The organism is Cellulomonas cellasea (assembly GCF_030372105.1).
Taxonomy (GTDB): Bacteria; Actinomycetota; Actinomycetes; order Actinomycetales; family Cellulomonadaceae; genus Cellulomonas_A; species Cellulomonas_A cellasea_A.
This window is the reverse complement of sequence record NZ_JAUDBQ010000001.1, coordinates 204,008-222,057: the sequence shown is the minus strand read 5'-3', so window position 1 is coordinate 222,057 and position 18,050 is coordinate 204,008. Positions and strand designations below refer to the sequence as shown.

At 68.4% G+C, this 18,050-nt stretch carries 20 protein-coding genes and 1 tRNA gene; 16 read left to right on the top strand and 5 right to left on the bottom strand.

All coding sequences use genetic code 11. The annotated features are described in order from the left end of the window. Nucleotides 1–9: 9 nt before the first annotated feature. Both QUV83_RS00950 and QUV83_RS00945 read left to right on the top strand, forming a co-directional pair. Nucleotides 10–1,497, top strand: a complete 1,488-nt coding sequence (locus tag QUV83_RS00950) for an ABC transporter permease (protein ID WP_289561726.1) — start codon at nucleotides 10–12, stop codon at nucleotides 1,495–1,497. Nucleotides 1,498–1,588: 91 nt separating this feature from the next. After that, a complete protein-coding gene (locus tag QUV83_RS00945) occupies nucleotides 1,589–2,299 on the top strand; it encodes an ABC transporter ATP-binding protein (protein WP_289561724.1) in 711 nt (236 codons plus the stop codon). A 346-nt stretch (nucleotides 2,300–2,645) separates the two neighbouring features. Here QUV83_RS00945 and QUV83_RS00940 read toward each other — a convergent pair whose 3' ends face one another. Both QUV83_RS00940 and QUV83_RS00935 read right to left on the bottom strand, forming a co-directional pair. Continuing rightward, entirely contained in the window at nucleotides 2,646–2,867 is a 222-nt protein-coding gene (locus tag QUV83_RS00940; RefSeq protein ID WP_289561723.1) for a hypothetical protein, read from the bottom strand. Between the two features lie 57 nt (nucleotides 2,868–2,924). Beyond that, nucleotides 2,925–3,404: a hypothetical protein gene (locus QUV83_RS00935; RefSeq protein WP_289561721.1), complete on the bottom strand. Its 480-nt coding sequence runs from the start codon at nucleotides 3,402–3,404 to the stop codon at nucleotides 2,925–2,927. Between the two features lie 136 nt (nucleotides 3,405–3,540). Here QUV83_RS00935 and QUV83_RS00930 point away from each other — a divergent pair, with 136 nt between their 5' ends. Further along, complete coding sequence (locus QUV83_RS00930; RefSeq protein ID WP_289561720.1) at nucleotides 3,541–4,728, top strand: acyltransferase family protein; 1,188 nt, start codon at nucleotides 3,541–3,543, stop codon at nucleotides 4,726–4,728. On the opposite strand, the gene QUV83_RS00925 is transcribed toward QUV83_RS00930, so the two are convergent. Then, entirely contained in the window at nucleotides 4,725–5,198 is a 474-nt protein-coding gene (locus QUV83_RS00925) for a MarR family winged helix-turn-helix transcriptional regulator (protein WP_289561718.1), read from the bottom strand. The two genes, QUV83_RS00930 and QUV83_RS00925, sit on opposite strands and share 4 nt — an antisense overlap. A gap of 106 nt (nucleotides 5,199–5,304) precedes the next feature. Between QUV83_RS00925 and QUV83_RS00920 the strand changes: the two genes are divergently transcribed. Then, a complete protein-coding gene (locus tag QUV83_RS00920) occupies nucleotides 5,305–6,192 on the top strand; it encodes an alpha/beta fold hydrolase (RefSeq protein ID WP_289561716.1) in 888 nt (295 codons plus the stop codon). 60 nt (nucleotides 6,193–6,252) lie between these two features. On the opposite strand, the gene QUV83_RS00915 is transcribed toward QUV83_RS00920, so the two are convergent. After that, nucleotides 6,253–6,855, bottom strand: a complete 603-nt coding sequence (locus QUV83_RS00915) for a hypothetical protein (RefSeq protein ID WP_289561714.1) — start codon at nucleotides 6,853–6,855, stop codon at nucleotides 6,253–6,255. A gap of 85 nt (nucleotides 6,856–6,940) precedes the next feature. Further along, the gene (locus tag QUV83_RS00910; RefSeq protein WP_289561712.1) at nucleotides 6,941–7,228 is read right to left on the bottom strand and encodes a putative quinol monooxygenase; all 288 of its coding nucleotides are present in this window, start codon (nucleotides 7,226–7,228) and stop codon (nucleotides 6,941–6,943) included. Between the two features lie 435 nt (nucleotides 7,229–7,663). Between QUV83_RS00910 and QUV83_RS00905 the strand changes: the two genes are divergently transcribed. From QUV83_RS00905 to QUV83_RS00855, 12 genes are all read left to right on the top strand, one after another. Next, nucleotides 7,664–7,736, top strand: a tRNA-Arg gene (locus tag QUV83_RS00905). A 207-nt stretch (nucleotides 7,737–7,943) separates the two neighbouring features. Next, nucleotides 7,944–8,582, top strand: coding sequence for a hypothetical protein (locus tag QUV83_RS00900; protein WP_289561710.1), 639 nt, complete (start codon nucleotides 7,944–7,946; stop codon nucleotides 8,580–8,582). 345 nt (nucleotides 8,583–8,927) lie between these two features. Further along, nucleotides 8,928–10,040 carry a Fic family protein gene (locus QUV83_RS00895; protein WP_289561708.1) on the top strand — a complete coding sequence of 371 codons (1,113 nt, stop codon included), beginning with the start codon at nucleotides 8,928–8,930 and terminating at the stop codon, nucleotides 10,038–10,040. Nucleotides 10,041–10,101: 61 nt separating this feature from the next. Then, nucleotides 10,102–10,725 carry a nucleotidyltransferase domain-containing protein gene (locus QUV83_RS00890; protein WP_289561706.1) on the top strand — a complete coding sequence of 208 codons (624 nt, stop codon included), beginning with the start codon at nucleotides 10,102–10,104 and terminating at the stop codon, nucleotides 10,723–10,725. After that, on the top strand, nucleotides 10,722–11,117 hold the full coding sequence (locus tag QUV83_RS00885) for a hypothetical protein (protein ID WP_289561705.1): 396 nt from the start codon (nucleotides 10,722–10,724) through the stop codon (nucleotides 11,115–11,117). Before QUV83_RS00890 ends, QUV83_RS00885 begins: the two co-directional genes overlap by 4 nt. A gap of 156 nt (nucleotides 11,118–11,273) precedes the next feature. After that, nucleotides 11,274–11,951, top strand: a complete 678-nt coding sequence (locus QUV83_RS00880) for a potassium channel family protein (RefSeq protein ID WP_289561703.1) — start codon at nucleotides 11,274–11,276, stop codon at nucleotides 11,949–11,951. A 301-nt stretch (nucleotides 11,952–12,252) separates the two neighbouring features. Continuing rightward, nucleotides 12,253–14,088, top strand: coding sequence for an AAA family ATPase (locus QUV83_RS00875; RefSeq protein ID WP_289561701.1), 1,836 nt, complete (start codon nucleotides 12,253–12,255; stop codon nucleotides 14,086–14,088). Next, complete coding sequence (locus QUV83_RS00870; RefSeq protein WP_289561699.1) at nucleotides 14,088–14,957, top strand: GHKL domain-containing protein; 870 nt, start codon at nucleotides 14,088–14,090, stop codon at nucleotides 14,955–14,957. Before QUV83_RS00875 ends, QUV83_RS00870 begins: the two co-directional genes overlap by 1 nt. Further along, the gene (locus tag QUV83_RS00865; RefSeq protein WP_289561697.1) at nucleotides 14,950–16,350 is read left to right on the top strand and encodes a phosphotransferase; all 1,401 of its coding nucleotides are present in this window, start codon (nucleotides 14,950–14,952) and stop codon (nucleotides 16,348–16,350) included. The genes QUV83_RS00870 and QUV83_RS00865 overlap by 8 nt, the downstream gene beginning before the upstream one ends. A gap of 184 nt (nucleotides 16,351–16,534) precedes the next feature. Further along, nucleotides 16,535–16,723 carry a hypothetical protein gene (locus QUV83_RS17640; protein WP_354003914.1) on the top strand — a complete coding sequence of 63 codons (189 nt, stop codon included), beginning with the start codon at nucleotides 16,535–16,537 and terminating at the stop codon, nucleotides 16,721–16,723. After that, nucleotides 16,693–17,094: a dihydrofolate reductase family protein gene (locus QUV83_RS00860; protein WP_354003913.1), complete on the top strand. Its 402-nt coding sequence runs from the start codon at nucleotides 16,693–16,695 to the stop codon at nucleotides 17,092–17,094. Before QUV83_RS17640 ends, QUV83_RS00860 begins: the two co-directional genes overlap by 31 nt. 47 nt (nucleotides 17,095–17,141) lie before the next feature. Beyond that, nucleotides 17,142–17,882: a hypothetical protein gene (locus tag QUV83_RS00855; RefSeq protein ID WP_289561695.1), complete on the top strand. Its 741-nt coding sequence runs from the start codon at nucleotides 17,142–17,144 to the stop codon at nucleotides 17,880–17,882. Nucleotides 17,883–18,050: the final 168 nt, after the last annotated feature.

Below are 18,050 nucleotides of genomic sequence, written 5' to 3'. Positions count from 1 at the left end.
GGAGCGTCGATGTTCCTCACCTACCTGCGCCGGGAGCTGCGGCAGCGCCGCAAGCAGACCTGGCTCGTGGCCCTCGGGCTCGGCCTGGCGATCGCCCTGGTCATCACCGTGACCAGCGTGACGGCGGGCATCGGCAAGGCCCAGGACGAGGTGCTCGCCTCGGTGTACGGCGTCGGCACGGACATCACCGTGACCAATGCGCCGCAGATGCCCGACGGCGAGGGCGGGGGAGGGCCCCAGCAGTTCGAGTTCGAGCAGGGCGCCGACAACGGCTCGGGTGGGGCGACCTTCGCCCAGGACCGGCTCGAGGTCGCCCGCGGCTCCTCCACGATGGACGCCTCGGCCGTCGACGACGTCGCAGCCATCGACGGGGTCGCGTCCGTGGCCGGCTCGCTGAGCCTGAGCAGCACCAGCTTCTCCGGCGAGGTCCCCGACATGTCCTCCATGCCGGAGCCCGGCGAGCGGCCCGAGGGCGGCGCCGACGGGTCGGGCGGCCAGCCCGGTGGGGGCTCGTTCAGCATCGACAGCATCGACGTCGAGGGCATCGACCTGGCGAACGACGCCGTCGGCCCGCTCACCTCGGCCACCCTCGACGACGGCCGCGCGCTCGACGAGTCCGACTCCGGGGCCAACGTCGCACTCGTCGACTCGGCCTACGCCACCAGCAACGAGATCGCCGTGGACGGGACCGTCACGCTCGGCGGCACGGACTTCACCGTCGTCGGCATCGTGTCCTCGACCTCCTCGTCGGCGACCACCGCCGCCAACGTGTACATCCCGCTCGACACGGCCCAGACGCTCGCCGACCAGGCCGGGCAGGTCAGCACCCTGTACGTGCAGGCCGACTCCGCCGACGTCATCACCGCCGTGCAGGCCGCGATCGAGACCGCGCTGCCCGACGCGACCGTCGCCACCGCCGCCGACCTGGCCAGCAGCGTCTCCGGGTCGCTGTCCAGCGCCTCCGACCTCGCCGGGACCCTCGGCACATGGCTCGCCGTCGTGGTGCTGGTCGCCGCGTTCGCGCTGGCCATCCTGTTCACCCTGTCCGGCGTCGGGCGCCGCATCCGCGAGTTCGGCACCCTCAAGGCGCTCGGCTGGCGCAGCCGTCGCGTCGTCGGCCAGGTGATGGGGGAGTCCGTGGCCCAGGGGCTGCTCGGCGGGGTCGTCGGGCTGGTGCTCGGGCTCGGCGCCGTGCTGGCCATCAACCTCATCGCCCCCGAGCTGTCCGCGAGCCTCACCGCCAGTGGCGGGGCCGGCGGCGGAGCCCCCGGCGCGCCGGAGGGCGGCATGGGCGGCGGTGGCATGGGCGGCGGCATGGTCGGCCCGATGGGGCAGGCGGCCTCGGCGATCGCCGTGACCCTGCAGGCGCCCGTGACCGGGACTGCCGTGCTGGCCGCCGTGGCGCTCGCGGTGCTCGGCGGGCTGGTCGCCGGTGGCCTGGGCGGCTGGCGCGCGGCCCGGCTGCGGCCCGCGGAGGCGCTGCGCAGTGTCGCCTGACCGCGAGTCGCCTGACCGCATGTCGCCTGACCGCGTGTCGCGCGACACCACCCCCGTCCGCCCGTCCGTTCCCGCTCCGGAAGGCTCCCCGATGTACGAGCTGCGTGATGTCACCAAGCGCTACACCCAGAAGAACCGCACCGTCGACGCCCTGCGCGGCGTGAACCTCTCCATCGCCGAGGGGGAGCTCGTCGCGATCCAGGGCCCGACGGGCGGCGGCAAGTCGACGCTGCTGCAGCTGCTCGGCGCGATGGACCGCCCCACCTCCGGCTCCGTCACCCTCGACGGCCTCGAGCTCGCCGGGCTGAGCGAGTCGGCGGGGGCCGATGTGCGAGCCCGCACCGTTGGCTTCGTCTTCCAGAACTTCAACCTGATCCCGACCCTGACCGCGCAGCAGAACGTCGAGACGGGGTTGGTCCCGCTCGGGATCGGCGCCGCCGAGCGGGCTGAGCGCGCCGCCCGGGCGCTCGCCGACGTGGGGCTCGCCGAGCGCGCCGCCCACATGCCCGACGAGCTCTCCGGCGGGCAGCAGCAGCGCGTCGCCATCGCCCGGGCGCTCGCGAAGAACCCCCGGGTGCTGCTGGCCGACGAGCCCACAGGCAACCTCGACGAGCGCACCCGCGACGAGATCATGGCGATGATCGAACGGCTGTGGCGCGATCAGGGCCTGACGATCGTCATCGTCACGCACGACTCGTGGGTGGCCCGCCGGGCGCAGCGACGGCTGTGGATCTCCGACGGGGTGGTCACCGAGAAGACGGACGGCACGGCGCCCAGGGCGTCGGCGGCCGCGGTGGGCTAAGGGCGGCGCGTCGCCTCTCCCGTGACCCGCACCGCGCGGATCTCGCACTGGACCGGGAACGACTCGGCGCACGCTTCCCCGAGCCAGACCTCGACGGCGTCGCCGTCCTCGAGCCGGGCGGGCGAGTCGGCATCGTCGTCGCGGATGATCAGCGGGTCCCGACGCGGGCGCCGCGACAACGCCTGTCACATCGGGGTCGCCATCGGGCAGCCGATCGGCGGCCGCCCCGCAGGCGCTGGTCGACGCCAGCACCAGGGTGACGGCGAGTGCGAGGGGCGCGCGGGCAGCCATGCCCCGGGATCCTGCCAGTACCCGCCTGCCGCGTGGGCCGGCAGCAGCCGCGTCCTCACATGTCGCACTCGCAGACGTGGTTGAACTCGACGACCTGCTCGCCCTCCTCGGGGCGGGCCCACGCCTCCGCCTCGGCGCGGTCGCAGAATGAGCGGCCGGCCAGGCGGCCGTTGCCCAGCAGGACGCCGACCTCGATGTCCTCGCGCGGGTCGTCCTGACGGGTCGCGGTCGAGGCCGCTGTGGTCGAGGGTGCTGTGGTCGAGGGTGCTGTGGTCATGCCAGGCCTCCTGGTGGGTCGGTTGCTCTGCCCATTCCAACGAACCCGCGGTCGGATCTATTCGCCTCGGTTCTCGCGAGGGCTCCGGGTGGCCACGATGGCGGCGACCTCGTCGGGCCGTGGGGTGGACAGCACCCACCGACGGCCGTTGCGCAGGTCGACCTGCACCGCGGGGCCGCCGACCAGGAGCCCCCAGGCGCCTTCTCCCAAGTGGCGCAGCCCCATGCCGTCGTGGACGCCCCCTCGTGGGTCGACCGGCCGGATGTCGGCGATGTCCTCCGCGGCGAACCGCAGCCGCACCCACGGGTACCAGCCCGCGCGGATGCCGTCGCGCCCTGCCCGCACGTCGACGCGGATGAGGGCCACCGGGAAGAACACCAGCGCGGCGAAGGCGGTGGTGGCCGACGCCTCGAGCCACGCCTGGTCTGGCGCCGCGGAGAGCCAGGTCATCGCGAGCGTTCCCGCGAAGAGGCACAGCAGCCCGACGCGCCAGCCCGTGCCCAGCGTCGCCTGCGTGCGCACGTCCGAGGGCGTCATGTCCGTCCGATCTGTCGACGTCGGACCACAACGTAGACGGTTGACCGCGTCCGACGGGAGGCGAATCCGCACCGCATATCGGGCGATATGCCGCACTCCGCATGCGGGCCGCTGGAGGGCGAAGAAGAGTCCCCTTGTGCCCCTCGCCCCAGCGCCCCCCGCCGCCCCGCCGTCGAGTGAGCCGCAGTCGGCTCCACGCCTGCGCGTCCTGGACCTGCTGAGATTCCTGGCGGCGGGCGCTGTGGTGCTCTTCCACTTCACGGCCCGCGACCACCACAGGTGGCAGGGCGGGCTCCCCGCGGAGGTGTTCCCCGAGCTGTCGCAGGTCACGCGCTACGGCTACCTCGGCGTGCACCTGTTCTTCGTGATCAGCGGCTTCGTCATACTCTCCTCGGCCTGGGGGCGCCCGGTCGGCTCGTTCGCGGCGTCGCGCGTCAGCCGCCTGTATCCGGCGTTCTGGGCCGCGGTGCTGCTGACCGCGACGCTGCGGTACCTGTGGCCCAGTTTCGAGGCGCGGTCCCCGGCCGAGGTGCTGGTGAACCTGACGATGCTGCAGGACCTGTTCGGGGTGCCCCGGGTGGACGGCGTGTACTGGACGTTGTGGGTGGAGCTGCAGTTCTACCTGGTGGTCGCCGTGTTCATGCGCATCGGCATCACCGCCCCTCGGGTGCTGGCCTTCGCTGCGGCGGCGCCGCTGCTGACGGTCCCCGCGACGTTGGCCGTGCCCGCCCTGTCCCGCACGTTCACGCTGGTCGAATGGCTTCCGCTGTTCTGCGCGGGGATGGTCGTCTACCTGATGCGCCGTGACGGGCCGAGCCGTCTCGCGTGGTCGGCCCTGGGCGTCGACGTCGGCGCCGCGGTGCTCCTGTCCGTGGTCAACACGACGAGCGCGATCGACCAGGTCGCCTCAGGCATGCGGACGTCGCCCACGGTCGTGGCCCTCGGAGTGGTGGCCTGCGTCGCGCTCGTCGCGGGGGCCACGCTGATCCCGCGGATGGCCCAGGTCGACTCGAGGCTCCTGACGCGGGCCGGGCTGCTGACCTACCCGCTCTACCTGACCCACGAGTACACGGGGTGGGCGTCGATCGAGGCGCTGTCCTCCTACCTCGACCCCTATCCGGCGTTGCTGCTGAGCATCGGCGTCTGCGTGTTGGTCGCGGTGCTCGTGCACCTCGTCGTGGAGCGCCGCGTCCAACAGCCGATGCGCCGGTACCTCGAGTGGCGGCTCCGCGCGCCGCAGACGTCCGCCGCCCTGGCCCCAGCGGACCTGGCCGCGGTGGGCGTCGCGCCGACGGCTGGGGCGTTCGCAGGCCGCCGACGCTAGTCGGCGGCCTCGTCGGCCACCCAGCCGGGGGCGTCCACCCGGATGCGCGCGTCCCCGACGAGCGTGGCGAGCCGCCCTTCCACTTCCGCGAGCTGGTGGCTGCCGATCTGGGCCGCCCAGGCCTGTCGCAGCTCGTCGAAGATCGCCTCGCCCGTGCTCATGACTTCTAGCCCCAGGGGTGTGACCTCGATGCGCTTGCGCCGGGCGTCCCGTGGGTCGGGTTCGCGGACGACGTAGCCGCGCTCGACCAGGGTGGCGATGGTCTTCGCGGCAGCCTGCTTGGAGACGGACATCCGCCGGCCGAGCTCGGAGGCGCTGTCCGCGCCGGAGAGGATCGCCCGCATCGCGAAGTCGTGCACGGGGCGCACGTCCGGGTGCCCCTGCGCGGCGAGCCCTTCGACCGCGTCATCCACCAGGAGCCGGTAGGCGCTGAGGAGCAGCAGTGCGAGGTCGGCGCCTGATCGAGTCACGTTCTCAGGGTAGGGCGTCCGTTGACGTCGACAACCCAGTTGTCTACTCTGGATATTGGACAACTAAGTTGTCGAATCGAATCCGATCGATGGGCAGGGGAAGTCGATGAACGCCACAGCCTCCGAGGGCGCCCTCGCGGATGTCGTCCACCACGCCGCCGACGTGCCTGGCGCCACGCTCCACTACGTCTCGGCGGGGGAGTCCGGCTCGCCCATCCTGCTGGTCCACGGCTTCCCGGAGTCGTGGTGGGCCTTCCACCGGCTGATCCCCCTCCTCGCGCGGGAGCACCGGGTGTTCGCCGTCGACCTGCGGGGGTTCGGCGACTCCGACCCCGCCGCGGACGACCACGACAGCGCCACTGCCGCGCAAGACCTCCGCCACCTCATCCGGGGCCTCGACGTCGGCCCCGTGCACCTCGTCGCCCAGGACATCAGCGGCGGCGCGGCCTTCCGGCTCGCCGCCGCCCACCCCGACGAGGTCGCGAGCCTCACCGCGATCGAGATGGGGCTGGCCGGGTTCGGGCTCGAGGCCTTCGCGGATGTCGCCCGCGGCGGCTCCTGGCATATCGGCGCCCTCGCCGCGCCCGGCATCCCCGAGCTGCTCTTCGCCGGGCGTGAGCGAGCCCTGTTGGGCGACTGGGCCTTCCCGACGATGACCGCAGTCGCCGGCGCCGTCACCGACGACGACATCGCCGAGTTCGCCCGCGCCTACGCCCAGCCTGGCGGTTGGAGGGGCGCCGCAGGGCTGTACCGCTCGATGCTCGCCGAGGGCGACGAGTTTCGGGCGCTCGCCGCCGCCCGGCCGCTGGACATCCCGATCCTCGCCGTCGGCGGATTCGGGGGGCCGTTCACGGAGCGAACGGTCCGCGAGGTCTCGACGGGGGAGGTCACGTCCGTGCTCCTCGACGGGGTCGGCCACCATGTCGCGCTCGAGGCGCCGCAGGCTCTGGCGGCCGCCATGCTGCCGTTCCTCCGTCGCGTCGACCAAGGGTGACCCGTCGCGGCGAGGCTGCGCTCAGCGATCCCGGAGGTGGCCTCCGGCGCTGAGTCCTGGTCAGCCGCGCACCAGCTCGGCGGCGGTCGGGTCGCCCTCGAGGGCGGGGGCATCGGTGGGGCGGGCCCAATAGCTCCACCACGCCCAGCCCGATCCGACGGGCAGCCAGCCGCCGCCCTCCGGCAGCGACCCGAACGTCCGGGTGTGCTCCCACTGGCGGTCGTCCCGCTCGAGCGCGTGGAACAGCGGGCCGTAGGCGACCGAGTGCCAGCCGTAGCGGCCGGCGCGCGCGAGGACTGACATCTCGTTGAACGCGGACAGCGGGCGCAGGATGAGGCGCTCCCTCGAGCCGCCGCCGGCGGCTGCTGCCGTGGAGGCGTCCGGCTGTCCGTAGCGCTGCTGGGCCGCCTGGCGGGTCATGCCGAGCACAGCGCCGACCTGCTCCCAGGTGCAGCCGGCGCCGCGCGCGGACTGGACGGCGGCGGCGAGCAGCACGTCGGTCTCCGAGCGCGCGGCGCGGGCCAGCGCGACGAGCTCGAGGTGCGCGTCGGCGTCATGCGTGAGGCGGTCGCGCAGGGTCGGGTCGACGTTGTGCAGGGCGCGGGCGAGGTGGTCGCGGAGGGAGTCTCCGCTGGGCTGGGTGGGGGTGTTGTCGGAGGTCATGTGTCAACTGTGGCTTGACGCCTTGATCTATGTCAACGAAACGTTGACGGGATCGCCCGAATGGCTGACGGGGCTGGCAGTGCGCCTAGAACACCCGGGAGTACCTGTGGACGGGCAACTCGTCCTCGTGCTCCGTGAGCTGACTGACCAAGTCGACGAAGTGCGGCGTCTTGGTGTGGAGGTCCAACGCCTGCAGATCCTCCCACTCCTCGATCAGCGTCAGCCGATGAGGGTCGTCGATGTCCTGGAAGAGCTCGTAGGAGTGGCACCCCGGCTCCAGGACGGTCTCCTTGACCAGGGCCTCATACAGCCGGAGGGCCTCAGGGAGACTGTGGGGGCGCACGACACTTCGCGCGATGACCTTGATCGTCAACGGGGCGCTCCTTTGTTGCGGGACTCACGACGCCGCGCGGCGTGATGCCGTCCGACGCTAGCCGGTGCGCCCGCGCGGCCGAAAAGCGTCCTCATTCGTGCTCAGCAGCTCAACCGGTATGAACTCGGGTGCTCGGCCTCGGCGAATGACGAGTCGCTTCACTCGCGGCTCGACGATTGGCTCTACCGCGGCCGCCCAGACCACGGCCACCGCGAACGCGGCCACGGCCCAGCGCACGCCGCCGGACTCACGACCGACACCACTACGCCCGTAGAGGGGCTAGTGGTGCGTCCCCGACACGCGCACCGGTACCCTAGCCGTGCGCCGAACCGAGCCCCGTGGCCCGATCGGCGACGTACGGGACCGACAAGAACCTTGACGGGGGCACCGGACGCCACGCGTTCGGGATTCCGACCACGTTCTCCCAAGTCCCATGCGCCTGTAGCTCAGGGGATAGAGCACCGCTCTCCTAAAGCGGGTGTCGGCAGTTCGAATCTGCCCAGGCGCACAGTGCGTTCTTCCAGGTCAGGGGTGGTGTGCCTGCGAGGGCCCCGTCGTCACCATGTGGTCAGCAGCCCTCGATGCCATTGGGTCGGTCATTGACCTGGTCGCTCGGTATGTCGAGCTGGTGCTTCGGGCTTCCGCGGTAAGTTCCTGCTGCCCGTGGAACCTGTCACCTTGGCGGTGTCACCACGTGTCGAGACGGAGGTCCGAGGTGTCGCTGTGGGTGCCCGTAGTGGCGGCGCTCGGAGCGTCCCTGCTGACGACGCTCGGCGCCTGGGGGCTCGAGACCCAGCGCCGGAGGGCGGCGGCCCGCAGCCAGTCTGTGGAGGTTCGCCGAGCCGCGTACGTCGCGTTCGTCGAAGCCGCGCACGGGGTGCTCATGCTTGGCCAGACTCTTCGCGCCCTGCTTCAGGTTCAGTCCGGGTTCGCGGTCTCGGCGGCCGAGTTGCTGCGTATCCGCAGGCCCTTGGATCCACATGAGATCGCGTGGCGCATGTCGGATCAAGTCCGCCCAGTGCTCGACGCACAAGCAGGAGTCATCGCGTGCGGTACTCCAGAAGCCGCACGTGCAACGAGAGAAGTGGTCACGACGGCTTCGGCGTACCTGCAGGCGGCCACAGCGATGACCGGCACACAACGCCGCCTGAGCGGAGTCGTGCCGTGGAGGGCGACCGCCGGCCAGGAGGCGGAACTCGCCGCACATTTGGATCGAGCTGGTCAAGCGGTGCGCGTCTTCACGACGATCATGCGCGTGGACCTTGGCGAGGATGCCTTGAGCATCGAGCAGGTCGAGACTCGAGTGAGTCGGATCGGTCGCCTACCTCGGCCAGGACGCGGAACGCAAAGGTAACGCCGTCAGTCTTCTGCGAACGTGCGACATCGATGGCGGCCGCGACCACACATGAGGCCCGCTCTTTGTGCCAGGGCTGCGGCGGGGTTGCGGCGCTCCCGGTTGCCGGTGCTCCTGGTGATGGGTGCGCTAGGGGATGCGCAACACGCGACGTCAGTCTTCTGGGGCTAGGACGATACGGGTCCAGCTGCTGCTCCGGCGACGTGCTCCGGATCGTCCAGCGCTCAGCCGAGCAAGGCCGCGATGGGCAGCTCTGGGCGGTGGTCCGCCCCCGCTCGAATTTGTCGTGTTCACATTTTGATCCGGTGTACGCGACCAAGACAGTTGGTCGTGTTACCTTTCAACATGGCCGAGCGCGACAACTTCGAGTCAGGCTCCGCTTCCTCCACGTCGTCGTCTACTTCCGCGCCGACATCCGCTTCGCCGTCCCCACGGCGCGCCGGTGGCCCGGGCCGCATGAGCCGTGAGGCGCTGTACCGGCTGCTCGACGACACGCTCGGGGACGTGCAGCAGCGCCTTGGCGGTCTGCCAAGCCCGGCCGAGGCGCGCGCGATCTGGGATGAGCTGTGGATTCACGACGCGCACAACTCCACGGCCATCGAGGGCAACACCCTGGTCCTTCGGGAGGTCGAGGAGCTGCTGCGCGAGGGCCGCGCCGTCGGCGACAAGCAGCTCGGGGAGTACATGGAGGTCAAGGGCTACGCCGACGCCGCCCAGTGGGTCTACAGCCAGGCACTGGCGCCTGAGTTTGGCGGCGACGGCGAGCTGGTGACCCTCACCGAGGTCCGTCATGTGCACCGCATGGCGATGACGCCAGTGTGGGACGTCGCCCCGCACCCGGACGCCGGACCGGACGAAGGCCCGGGGCACTTCCGCAAGCACGAGATCCACCCCTTCCCTGGCGGGATGGCGCCGCCGTCGCGTGCGCTGATCGACCCCAAGATGCGCGACTGGCTCGACGCTGTGGAGGCGATCCGCACGGAGTCGGGCCGTCATCCGATGGAGTCGGTCGCGGCGATCCACGTCGCCTTCGAGCAGATCCACCCCTTCATCGACGGCAATGGGCGCACCGGTCGCCTGCTGCTGAACCTGGTGCTGTGCCGGCTCGGCTACGCACCGGCGATCATCCAGAAGCGCGAGCGGGAGAAGTACCTGCGGGCGCTGCGCACTGCCGACCGCGGCAACTTCGGTCCACTGGGGGAGCAGATCGCCCGCGCGGTGCTCGACAACGTGCTTCGTTTCGTGGTGCCCGCCCTCGCGGGACCTGCTCGTCTCGTGCCGTTGCCCTCGCTCGCCACCCCGGACCTGAACGCCGTCGCGTTGCGTGCGGCCGCTCAGCGGGGGCGACTCAAGGCGCAGCGCACGGAGAACGGTCAGTGGATGAGCTGCCGGGCCTGGGTCGACGAGTACGTTGCCTCGAAGTACCAACGCGTCAGCGGCATGGCCGAAGGGGCGTAGTGTCGCCCGGGCATTTCAACTATAGTGGGCGTACGCGAACTATTGTGGAACCGGAGAGGCGATGCAGACCCAGCATCCGCTTGCAGTGATCACGCCCACGCTCGACGGCGATGTCCTCGCCGTGCTCGCGGCCGCTGACGCCCCGCATACCGTCGGGGGAGTCCAGAAGCTGATCGGTGGCCGCTCCTACGAGGGAATCCGCAAGGTGCTCACGCGGCTGACGGCACAGGGCACCGTGACGGCTCAGCAGGTCGGCAACGTGGTCAGCTACCGGCTCAACCGGGAGCACCTGGCCGCCGATCACATCATCGCGCTGGCAAACCTGCGCGGGACGCTGATGGACCGGATCAAATTCCACGTTCAGGCGTGGCCGACGCCCCCCGTGTGGGCGGCCCTGTTCGGCTCGGCCGCGCGAGGTCAGATGCTCCCCGGGTCCGACATCGACCTGTTCCTGCTGGATCCGGCAACCGAGTCTGACCGGTGGGAGGTCCTGGTGGACCAGCTTTCAGGCGACGTGTCCCGGTGGACCGGGAACGACACGAGAGTGCTTTCCATGACGGAAGCCGAGGTGCGGGTGAGTGCGGTCACGCGAGACCCGATTCTGCAGTCGTTGCTCGACGAGGCGCTGACGATCAGCGGGGACCCGTTCTGGCTGCGTCGCGCGATGGCAGGTGCGCGGCGATGACCCCACGCACCGTCAAGGCCGATGAGTCGATGCGCCGAGGACGGTTGGTGAAGGCCGAACAGTTCGCGGACGCGGCGGTTGCCGTCGACATGCTTGCCGACGAGGCCGCGGACGTCGCCGATGCCTACGTCACGCTGTGCGTCCACGCAGGCATTGCCGCCGCCGATGTGATCTGCGCCGCCAGACTGGGGGAGTACTCCCGTGGAGAGAACCACGACGAGGCGATTGCGCTGCTCTCTGCGGTCGACAAGACCTTGGCCGGACACCTGCGTGCGTTGCTCACCATGAAGACTCTGGCTGGTTACAGCCACTCGCCGGTCAGCGCCGACCGAGCCCGTCGTGCTGGGCGAGCGATGGCAGTCCTTCTGGACGCGGCGCGCACGGCTCGCTGAACCACTCGCCAGGGTCGTGACGACGGTGTTCTCACTGCTTGACTCAAACCGCTGACGGTGTGCCTCGGAGCGGACTGTCGCCAGCGGCATCACGTGCACTGTGGCCAAGGTCGAGTAGGGGAGAAGCGCAGCGAATGGCCATCGTCCATCGCCGCGGTGGCGTTCCTGGTCGCTTACGCGGTGCCGATCGCGGTCCCCACGACGACCCAGGCGACACGCAATGCCTGCGAACTCATCGTGCTCATGACGTGGATTGCCTTCGCGGCCGACTACCTCGCCAGGTTGTCCCTTTCCGAACGCCGCTGGACGTTCGTGAAGCTCAACCCGCTCGATCTCGCTGTCATCGCGCTGCCGGTTCTACGTCCGCTACGCCTGCTGCGGCTCGTCGCACTCGCAAGGGTGCTTAACCGCGTCGGCTCCAGCACGCTGCGAGGCCGCGTCGTGACATACGTGGTCGGTTCTACGGCGTTGCTGATCACGTGCGGGGCGTTGGCTGTGACCGATGCGGAGCGCGGCCGACCGGGCGCGAACATCGCCAATCTGGGTGACGGCTTCTGGTGGGCCATCACGACGATGACGACCGTCGGTTATGGGGACCGCTACCCGACGACGACCGGAAGGGCCGTCGCCGTCGCCCTGATGATCGCGGGAGTTGCGCTACTCGGAGTCGTCACCGCAACCCTGGCGTCGTGGCTCGTGGAGCGAGTGGCGGAAGCGACCGACGTGGAGCAAGCCGCGTCGCGTGCCGAAGTCGAGCAACTGACCGCGGAGGTGCGCCGGCTCGTGAACGAGCTTTCGGCGCGACTCGAACCGGCGCGGCCAGGTCACGAGTAAGCAAGGGCCCGGACGCCCGCCGACTGAGCGCAGATGGTGAGCCAGGAGTCTGGCCTGACAGGCGATGACATGGTTTGACTCTTCTTGCATTGTTCAATGCCCGTCAGCGGCCGCAGGGGCAGCGAGGCGCCATGAACCGTGCCGAGGACAGTGACCGGGTGCGGGTCGGCGAGCCGGCCGGCGGCGCGCCCACGCCCCAACCATCACGGTGAAGCGGCCAGGCGAACCGCGGTCCCCTATCGTTGGCCCGAAGTCTAGGAGGAGTCCGGCAGGCGCCGTACTCGCGAGGAAGAGGAACACAGTGAGTTTGATCTCGCGGGTACGAGTCACGGGTGGGTTTCTCGACGGCCTTGACCTTGAGCTCTCTCCCGGCCTGAACGTCATCGTTGGCCCCCGCGGCGCAGGCAAGACCACACTGCTCGAGTTGCTTCGGCATGCGCTCGCGCTTCCTCACGGGTCGCCGACAGGCGACCGTACGGCGTTCCTCCGCCACGCCCTTGGGGCCGGCGAGGTCGTCCTGGATCTGAAGACTGCCGCCGGGGCAGAGCGGCTGGTCGTCGACGCGGGCGGCGGGGGCCGTCGTCCCGACGTGACTGCGGACCTTGCGTTGATGCTCGGGCAAAATGAACTGGAAGAGATCGCCGACAGCGCGACGCGTCGCCTCGCGCTTATAGACCTGAGGGCTGGAATCAAGTCGACGACTCAGCTCGATGTTCTCGCCCAAATCAAGAAGATGACGGCGCGCGCCTCGGACCTCAGAGGGCACCAGGAGGAACTTCGAGATCTGTTGAGACAGAGATCGTCGCTCCTAGAGGACCGGCAGCGCGCCCAGGATCGGGAGGCCGAACTTTTCGAGCACAGTTCGGCGGCCGACCTCGCGCCGCAGCGAGCGAAGCTCAACGTGCTCGAGAAGGAACTGATTCGAGTCGAAGCGAATCTTCGCGGCGCCGCGGCTCTCGGCGCAGCCCAGGCCGAGATTCGGGGCGCGACTGCGCCAGCGCGGGAGGTTGTGACGCGATTGGTGGACCTCTCCGTCGAGGCCACCATCAAGGGCGAAGTCGAGCGGCTGGCCGATGCAATCGAGCAGTCTCTGGAAGAAGTGGCGGCCGCGGCCGATCGGCTTGAGCGTCTCTCCGTCGGTTCGACTGCCAGGCTTACGCAGGAAGACCTGCGGTTGCGCGCCGAAGCTGAGCCAGTTCGGACGAATCTCGACCAACTTGAGCGTGGCCTAGGCGCAATCACGGCAGAGCTTCGCGACCTCGAGGCTCAGATTACGAGGCTTGACTCGGTCGAGCATGATCTTCGCGAACTAGAGCGGCTTGAGCGGCTAGAGCTAGCGGGGCGCCAGACAGCGCAGGAAGTCCTCGAGGATGCTTCAGAAAGGGTCTTTGACGCGCGGAATCGTGCGGCACGCTCGATCACCGAGCAACTTGACCATCGCGTTCAAATCGCCGTACGTCATTTTGCCGACACGAACGCGTACAGGCGAACCTTGGTGGAATTGCTCCAAGGCACGGGCCTGAAATACAATGCGCTCGCCGACTCACTGGCTTCCGCGACGTTACCCTCTGCTCTACTGAGATATGTCGAGCAGGGAGATGCTGGCGGTCTTGCCGAGTCTGCGAGTATCCCGCTGGACCGCGCTACACGAATCATCGTCGCACTCGACAACCGCGAAGCGCTTTCGAGCATCGCTGCCGCTAGCCTGATGGACTCGGTCGACTTCCGCCTGCAGGACGGGGCTACTGTGAAGAGCGCCGCGCAACTGTCGACCGGTCAGAAGTGTGCAGTGACCTTGCCGATCGTGTTGACGGACCCCGAGAGAATCGTGATCCTCGATCAGCCCGAAGATCACCTAGACAACCAGTTCCTGGTTGACCGGATAGTCACGAGTCTGGTCGCTAGAACGAATGATGGCGCACAGTCGATCGTTGCCACGCACAACCCCAATATTCCAGTGCTCGGCGGCGCGACCCAAGTTGCTCATTTATCGAGCGACGGTTCGCAGGGTCTTGTGGACGTGAAGGGCCCGTTCGACGCGCTGCCCGTTGTGCAGGTGATCACCACGCTCATGGAGGGCGGGCGACGCGCTTTCGAGTTACGAGCACGCTTCTACGCTGACCATGCGAACGAATGATGAAGGACGATCTCAAGAGACTCCTCCAGTCCGAGAGGCCTTCGCGTCGTTCAGTGGGAATCGACCGCCTCAGGCGGGAGGCGACTCCGGCGGACGTGAAGCTCGTGCGCGCGGCGATGACCTCTGAGACGGTTCCGGCCCTGCGTCGGCAGTTGTCCCACATCGCAAGAGCTCTGGATCAGGCACACGCGCCTTCAACACCGATTGTTGTCCCCGCTGAGGAGGGGCGTGTGACGCGCCTTGAAGACGACTTCATACACTGGATGCGGCACGAACTCGAACCGGGGATCGGCTGGCTCGCCTTGGCGGCGAGTGACGAAATCGGGGAGTTCGAGACAAGTGAGACCCGCGCGGCGATCGACGGAATGGCGAAGCGGCTCGACAGTGTCGAAGCCCTTGTGCGCGCCAGTGCTCCGCCGCGGTACGAACCCCTGTCGCTGTCGGAAGCGCTGCACGAGGCCATTCAGATCAGTCGCGTCCCCACGTCTCGTGTAGCCGTTGACGCGGGCAGGGGAGGCCCGGACGGCATTATGAGCGATCCGAATCTACTGAGATTGCTACTATCAAATGCAATCCGAAATGGGTATGAGGCGGTGCTAGAGGTGGCTGGTGACAACAACCCGCAGGTGTACGTTGCGTCGGGCGTCACGCCACAGGCATTTTGGGTGAATATTAGCAACCGGTTCTCAGGAGCAGAATTCTCTCTTGATGAGGTCTCTGGCAGGGGCGTATCGGCCAAGATTGGCCACCAAGGGCAGGGTTTCGGGATAATGCGCATTGTGGCGGCGCGACTGGGCTACGAACTCCAGATGGAAGCCGAGGCAGGCTTAGCCATCTTCTCCTTGAAGGGACGGCGAAGCGTTGTCTAGTCCGTGGGCACTCTACGTAGAGGACGAAGTTGGCGAAGCCGCCGACCGCTTCCAGCGTGAAATCAGGGATGCTGGGTTTAGGGTCGCGCGTGCCCACAGTGCAGCGGAGGCACGGGCGCGCCTGGCTGAGGTTGCAGCATCACAAGGCATCGTTGACTTGGTGGTGCTGGATCGGAAGTTGCCGGAACGGGACGGCGACAGGGCGATCGAGAGTTCAGGCGATGCTCTATTTCGAGCGGTTGAAGCTGACTTTCCTGATTCAGCGATTATGATCCTTACGGGATACTCGGATGAGGATTTCGCTTTACTCGTCCTGCAACGCAGGAACGTTCTCGAAGTCGGACCTCGTGAGCCAATTCAGCGGGTGGTGCACTTCAAGAAGAGTCAAGCCCTAGATTTCCGGAGTGCGCTTCGGGCGCTCGGCACTGCCCTGCGGGAGACTGAAGACCTGGCCCTTGAAGGCCCCGTCACCGCCCAGTCGACAAGACGTGTTCTTAAGCGTGTCGGGCAGTTGTTCGGCGGGGCGGTCGTTGATGTCAGGCCAGCTGTTGGAGGACTCAGCGACGCGACCGTGTGGATATGTGGTGTCGTTGCTGAGGACGGCCGATTGCTGACCTCGGTGGTAGTGAAGACGGGAGTCCACGGCGACATGCGGCCGTCGGGCGGCTTCATGGCGAGCATTCCCTCGGCGAATGCTGCTTCGCCCATCCATCTTGTGGCTGGTGCCTGCGGTGGTGCCTGTGGGCACGTTGCGCCGTTGGCGGGCGAGGGGAGCGTTTCGCTCGCAGATCTGCTCGCATCGGATGAGACGCGCGCCGTCGACGCGGTGGCTCAGGTGGTGGAGGTACTTGACGGCGTTGCCAGCGCAACGACGAGCCTTCGGCTTGATCGCTTCGTTTCTCCTTTGATCGATTGGCCGCGGGGGGAACAGATTGCGGCAGCCTTGGAAATCGAACTTCCAAATCCCGAGTTGCCCATACCCACGCATGTGGGCTGTTTGCACGGGGACCTCCATCCCGGGAATGTGCTCGTAGTTGAAGATAGACCGGTTTTCATCGACTTCGACCGGCAGCGCGTCGGGGCGCTTGTCCTAGATGGGCTCTCGTTGGCGCTCGGGGGCGTGTTCAACAAGGCTAGCCCGCTCCGCGACAGGGCGCCGTCGCTGGAGGAAGTCGAGGCGGCGATCTCAGGTCACCAGGAGGAGTCGACGTGGCTGGGTGCGTGTGCCAGGTCCTGGTCATTGCGGGGCTTCGGTCAGCGTGAGCGATGGGCGGGCGTTCTCGCCTATGCCTTGCGGCAACTGAAGTACGCAGACGTTCTGGACGACGACGCTCGTCGCGCTCTCGCCGTGGGCCTCGCGCAGCGGGCCTCGGAGGTTCTGCGGGCGTCGTAGGAGCGGAGGCAAGCAGGTGCTAGTTGTCTCGAGGTGTGCCCTCGCAACGGGAGTATCCGTGGTCAGGACTCGGCCAGCGCTCACGGCTGAACGGTGTCACCGCACGAACTACTCGCATGTTCGTGGTGTTGCCGGTGTCGGCGCGACGCTGCACGCTGTAGCCCTCGTCCCGACGGAGGACACCATGGGCAAGCTGATCTACGCGGCCAACATCTCGCTCGACGGGTTCCTGGAGGACGAGTCGTTCGACTGGTCCGTGCCTGACGAGGACGTGCACGCGTTCTGGAACGAGCACGAGAGCCACATCGGCACGTCGCTCTATGGGCGCCGATGTACGATACGATGCGCGTCTGGGAGAGCGACGACTGGTTGACGGACGAGCCTGCGGTGGTCCGCGAGTACGCGAACATCTGCCGCAACCCCGACAAGATCGTCTACTCCTCCTCGCTCACCGATGTCTCGACCGCGCGCACGAGGATCGAGCGGAAGTTCGAGCTGGAGGCGGTACGACGGCTAAAGGAGGCCTCCGGTTCGGACCTGAGCATCGGAGGCGCGGGCATCGCGGCGGAGGCATTCCGGCACGGTCTGGTCGACGAGTGCGTGCTGCTGCTCTGCCCGGTCATCGTGGGTGGCGGCAAGCCGGCGCTGCCCCGGGGTGTACGGCTCGACCTCGAGCTGCTGGACGAGCGACGGTTCGACAACGGGGTGATCTACGTGCGCCACGCGGTCCGGAACGCCGCCTGACACGTGAGACTCGCCGTGGAAGACACGTGTCGACCTACGCTGTGCGCATGCCCGTCGTGATCGGTGACGTCTACGCGGACTACGCCCAGATCGAGCTCCACCCCGGCGACGGTGGACGCATCGCCGACCTCCAGAAGGTCGGATTGGTCAGCGGTCAGTTCGGCGAGCACGCCGTCCTGATCACACCTCGTGAGTACGGAACGGTCACGATCGACGTCGGGGTCCTGGACGCGCCCGCACCCCGGGACCCGTCATGGGACACCGCTGTCGAGTTCTCGATGCGTACCGGTCAGGGCCCCTGCGTTCTCGGATCGGGCGGCACCGGTCGCCTGGACATCCCGATCCCCGCCGAGCTCGACGTCCGGGTCCGCTACGTCGTGGTCGACGGCGAACCCGCCTCGCCCTGGTCAGACGCGACTGACACGCAAGCCGAGCGATACCTCCTGCAGTTGTGGCCCGCACCCATGAGCCCGGCCAGGACCGTCGCCGCCACGACCCCGTGGAGCCAGTACTGGGCGTTCGGGCCCGCAGCAGAGTTGCTCATCACAGAGCTGTCGGATGTGCCTGACCCGGATCGCCTCGAGGTCGTCATCGACCGAGCGCTGGCCGACCACCCCGACGTCACCGCCCACCTCCGCGCAGGTCGCGACGCGTACCAGGCTGGCGTCGTGCGGTATGCCCAAGAGCTCTTCCGCGTCACCCACCAGTCCGACGCGTACAGAGTCGTTCGTCACGACAGCGACGCGCTCCTCAGGCTCATCAAGGCGCGCGTCGAGCACTCCGGGTGAAGCGGAGGCGGTGCGCTCGGCTGAACAGCCAGGTCGCGCCCGGCACGACCCTGTCGAGACATGAACCGACCCACCCGTGGTCGCCACGTGGTATGGGGTGTCGTGAGCTGTTCCCGGCCAAGCGGTGGGTGGCCTGCGGGTAGTCTACGAACCACCACACCAGAGCGT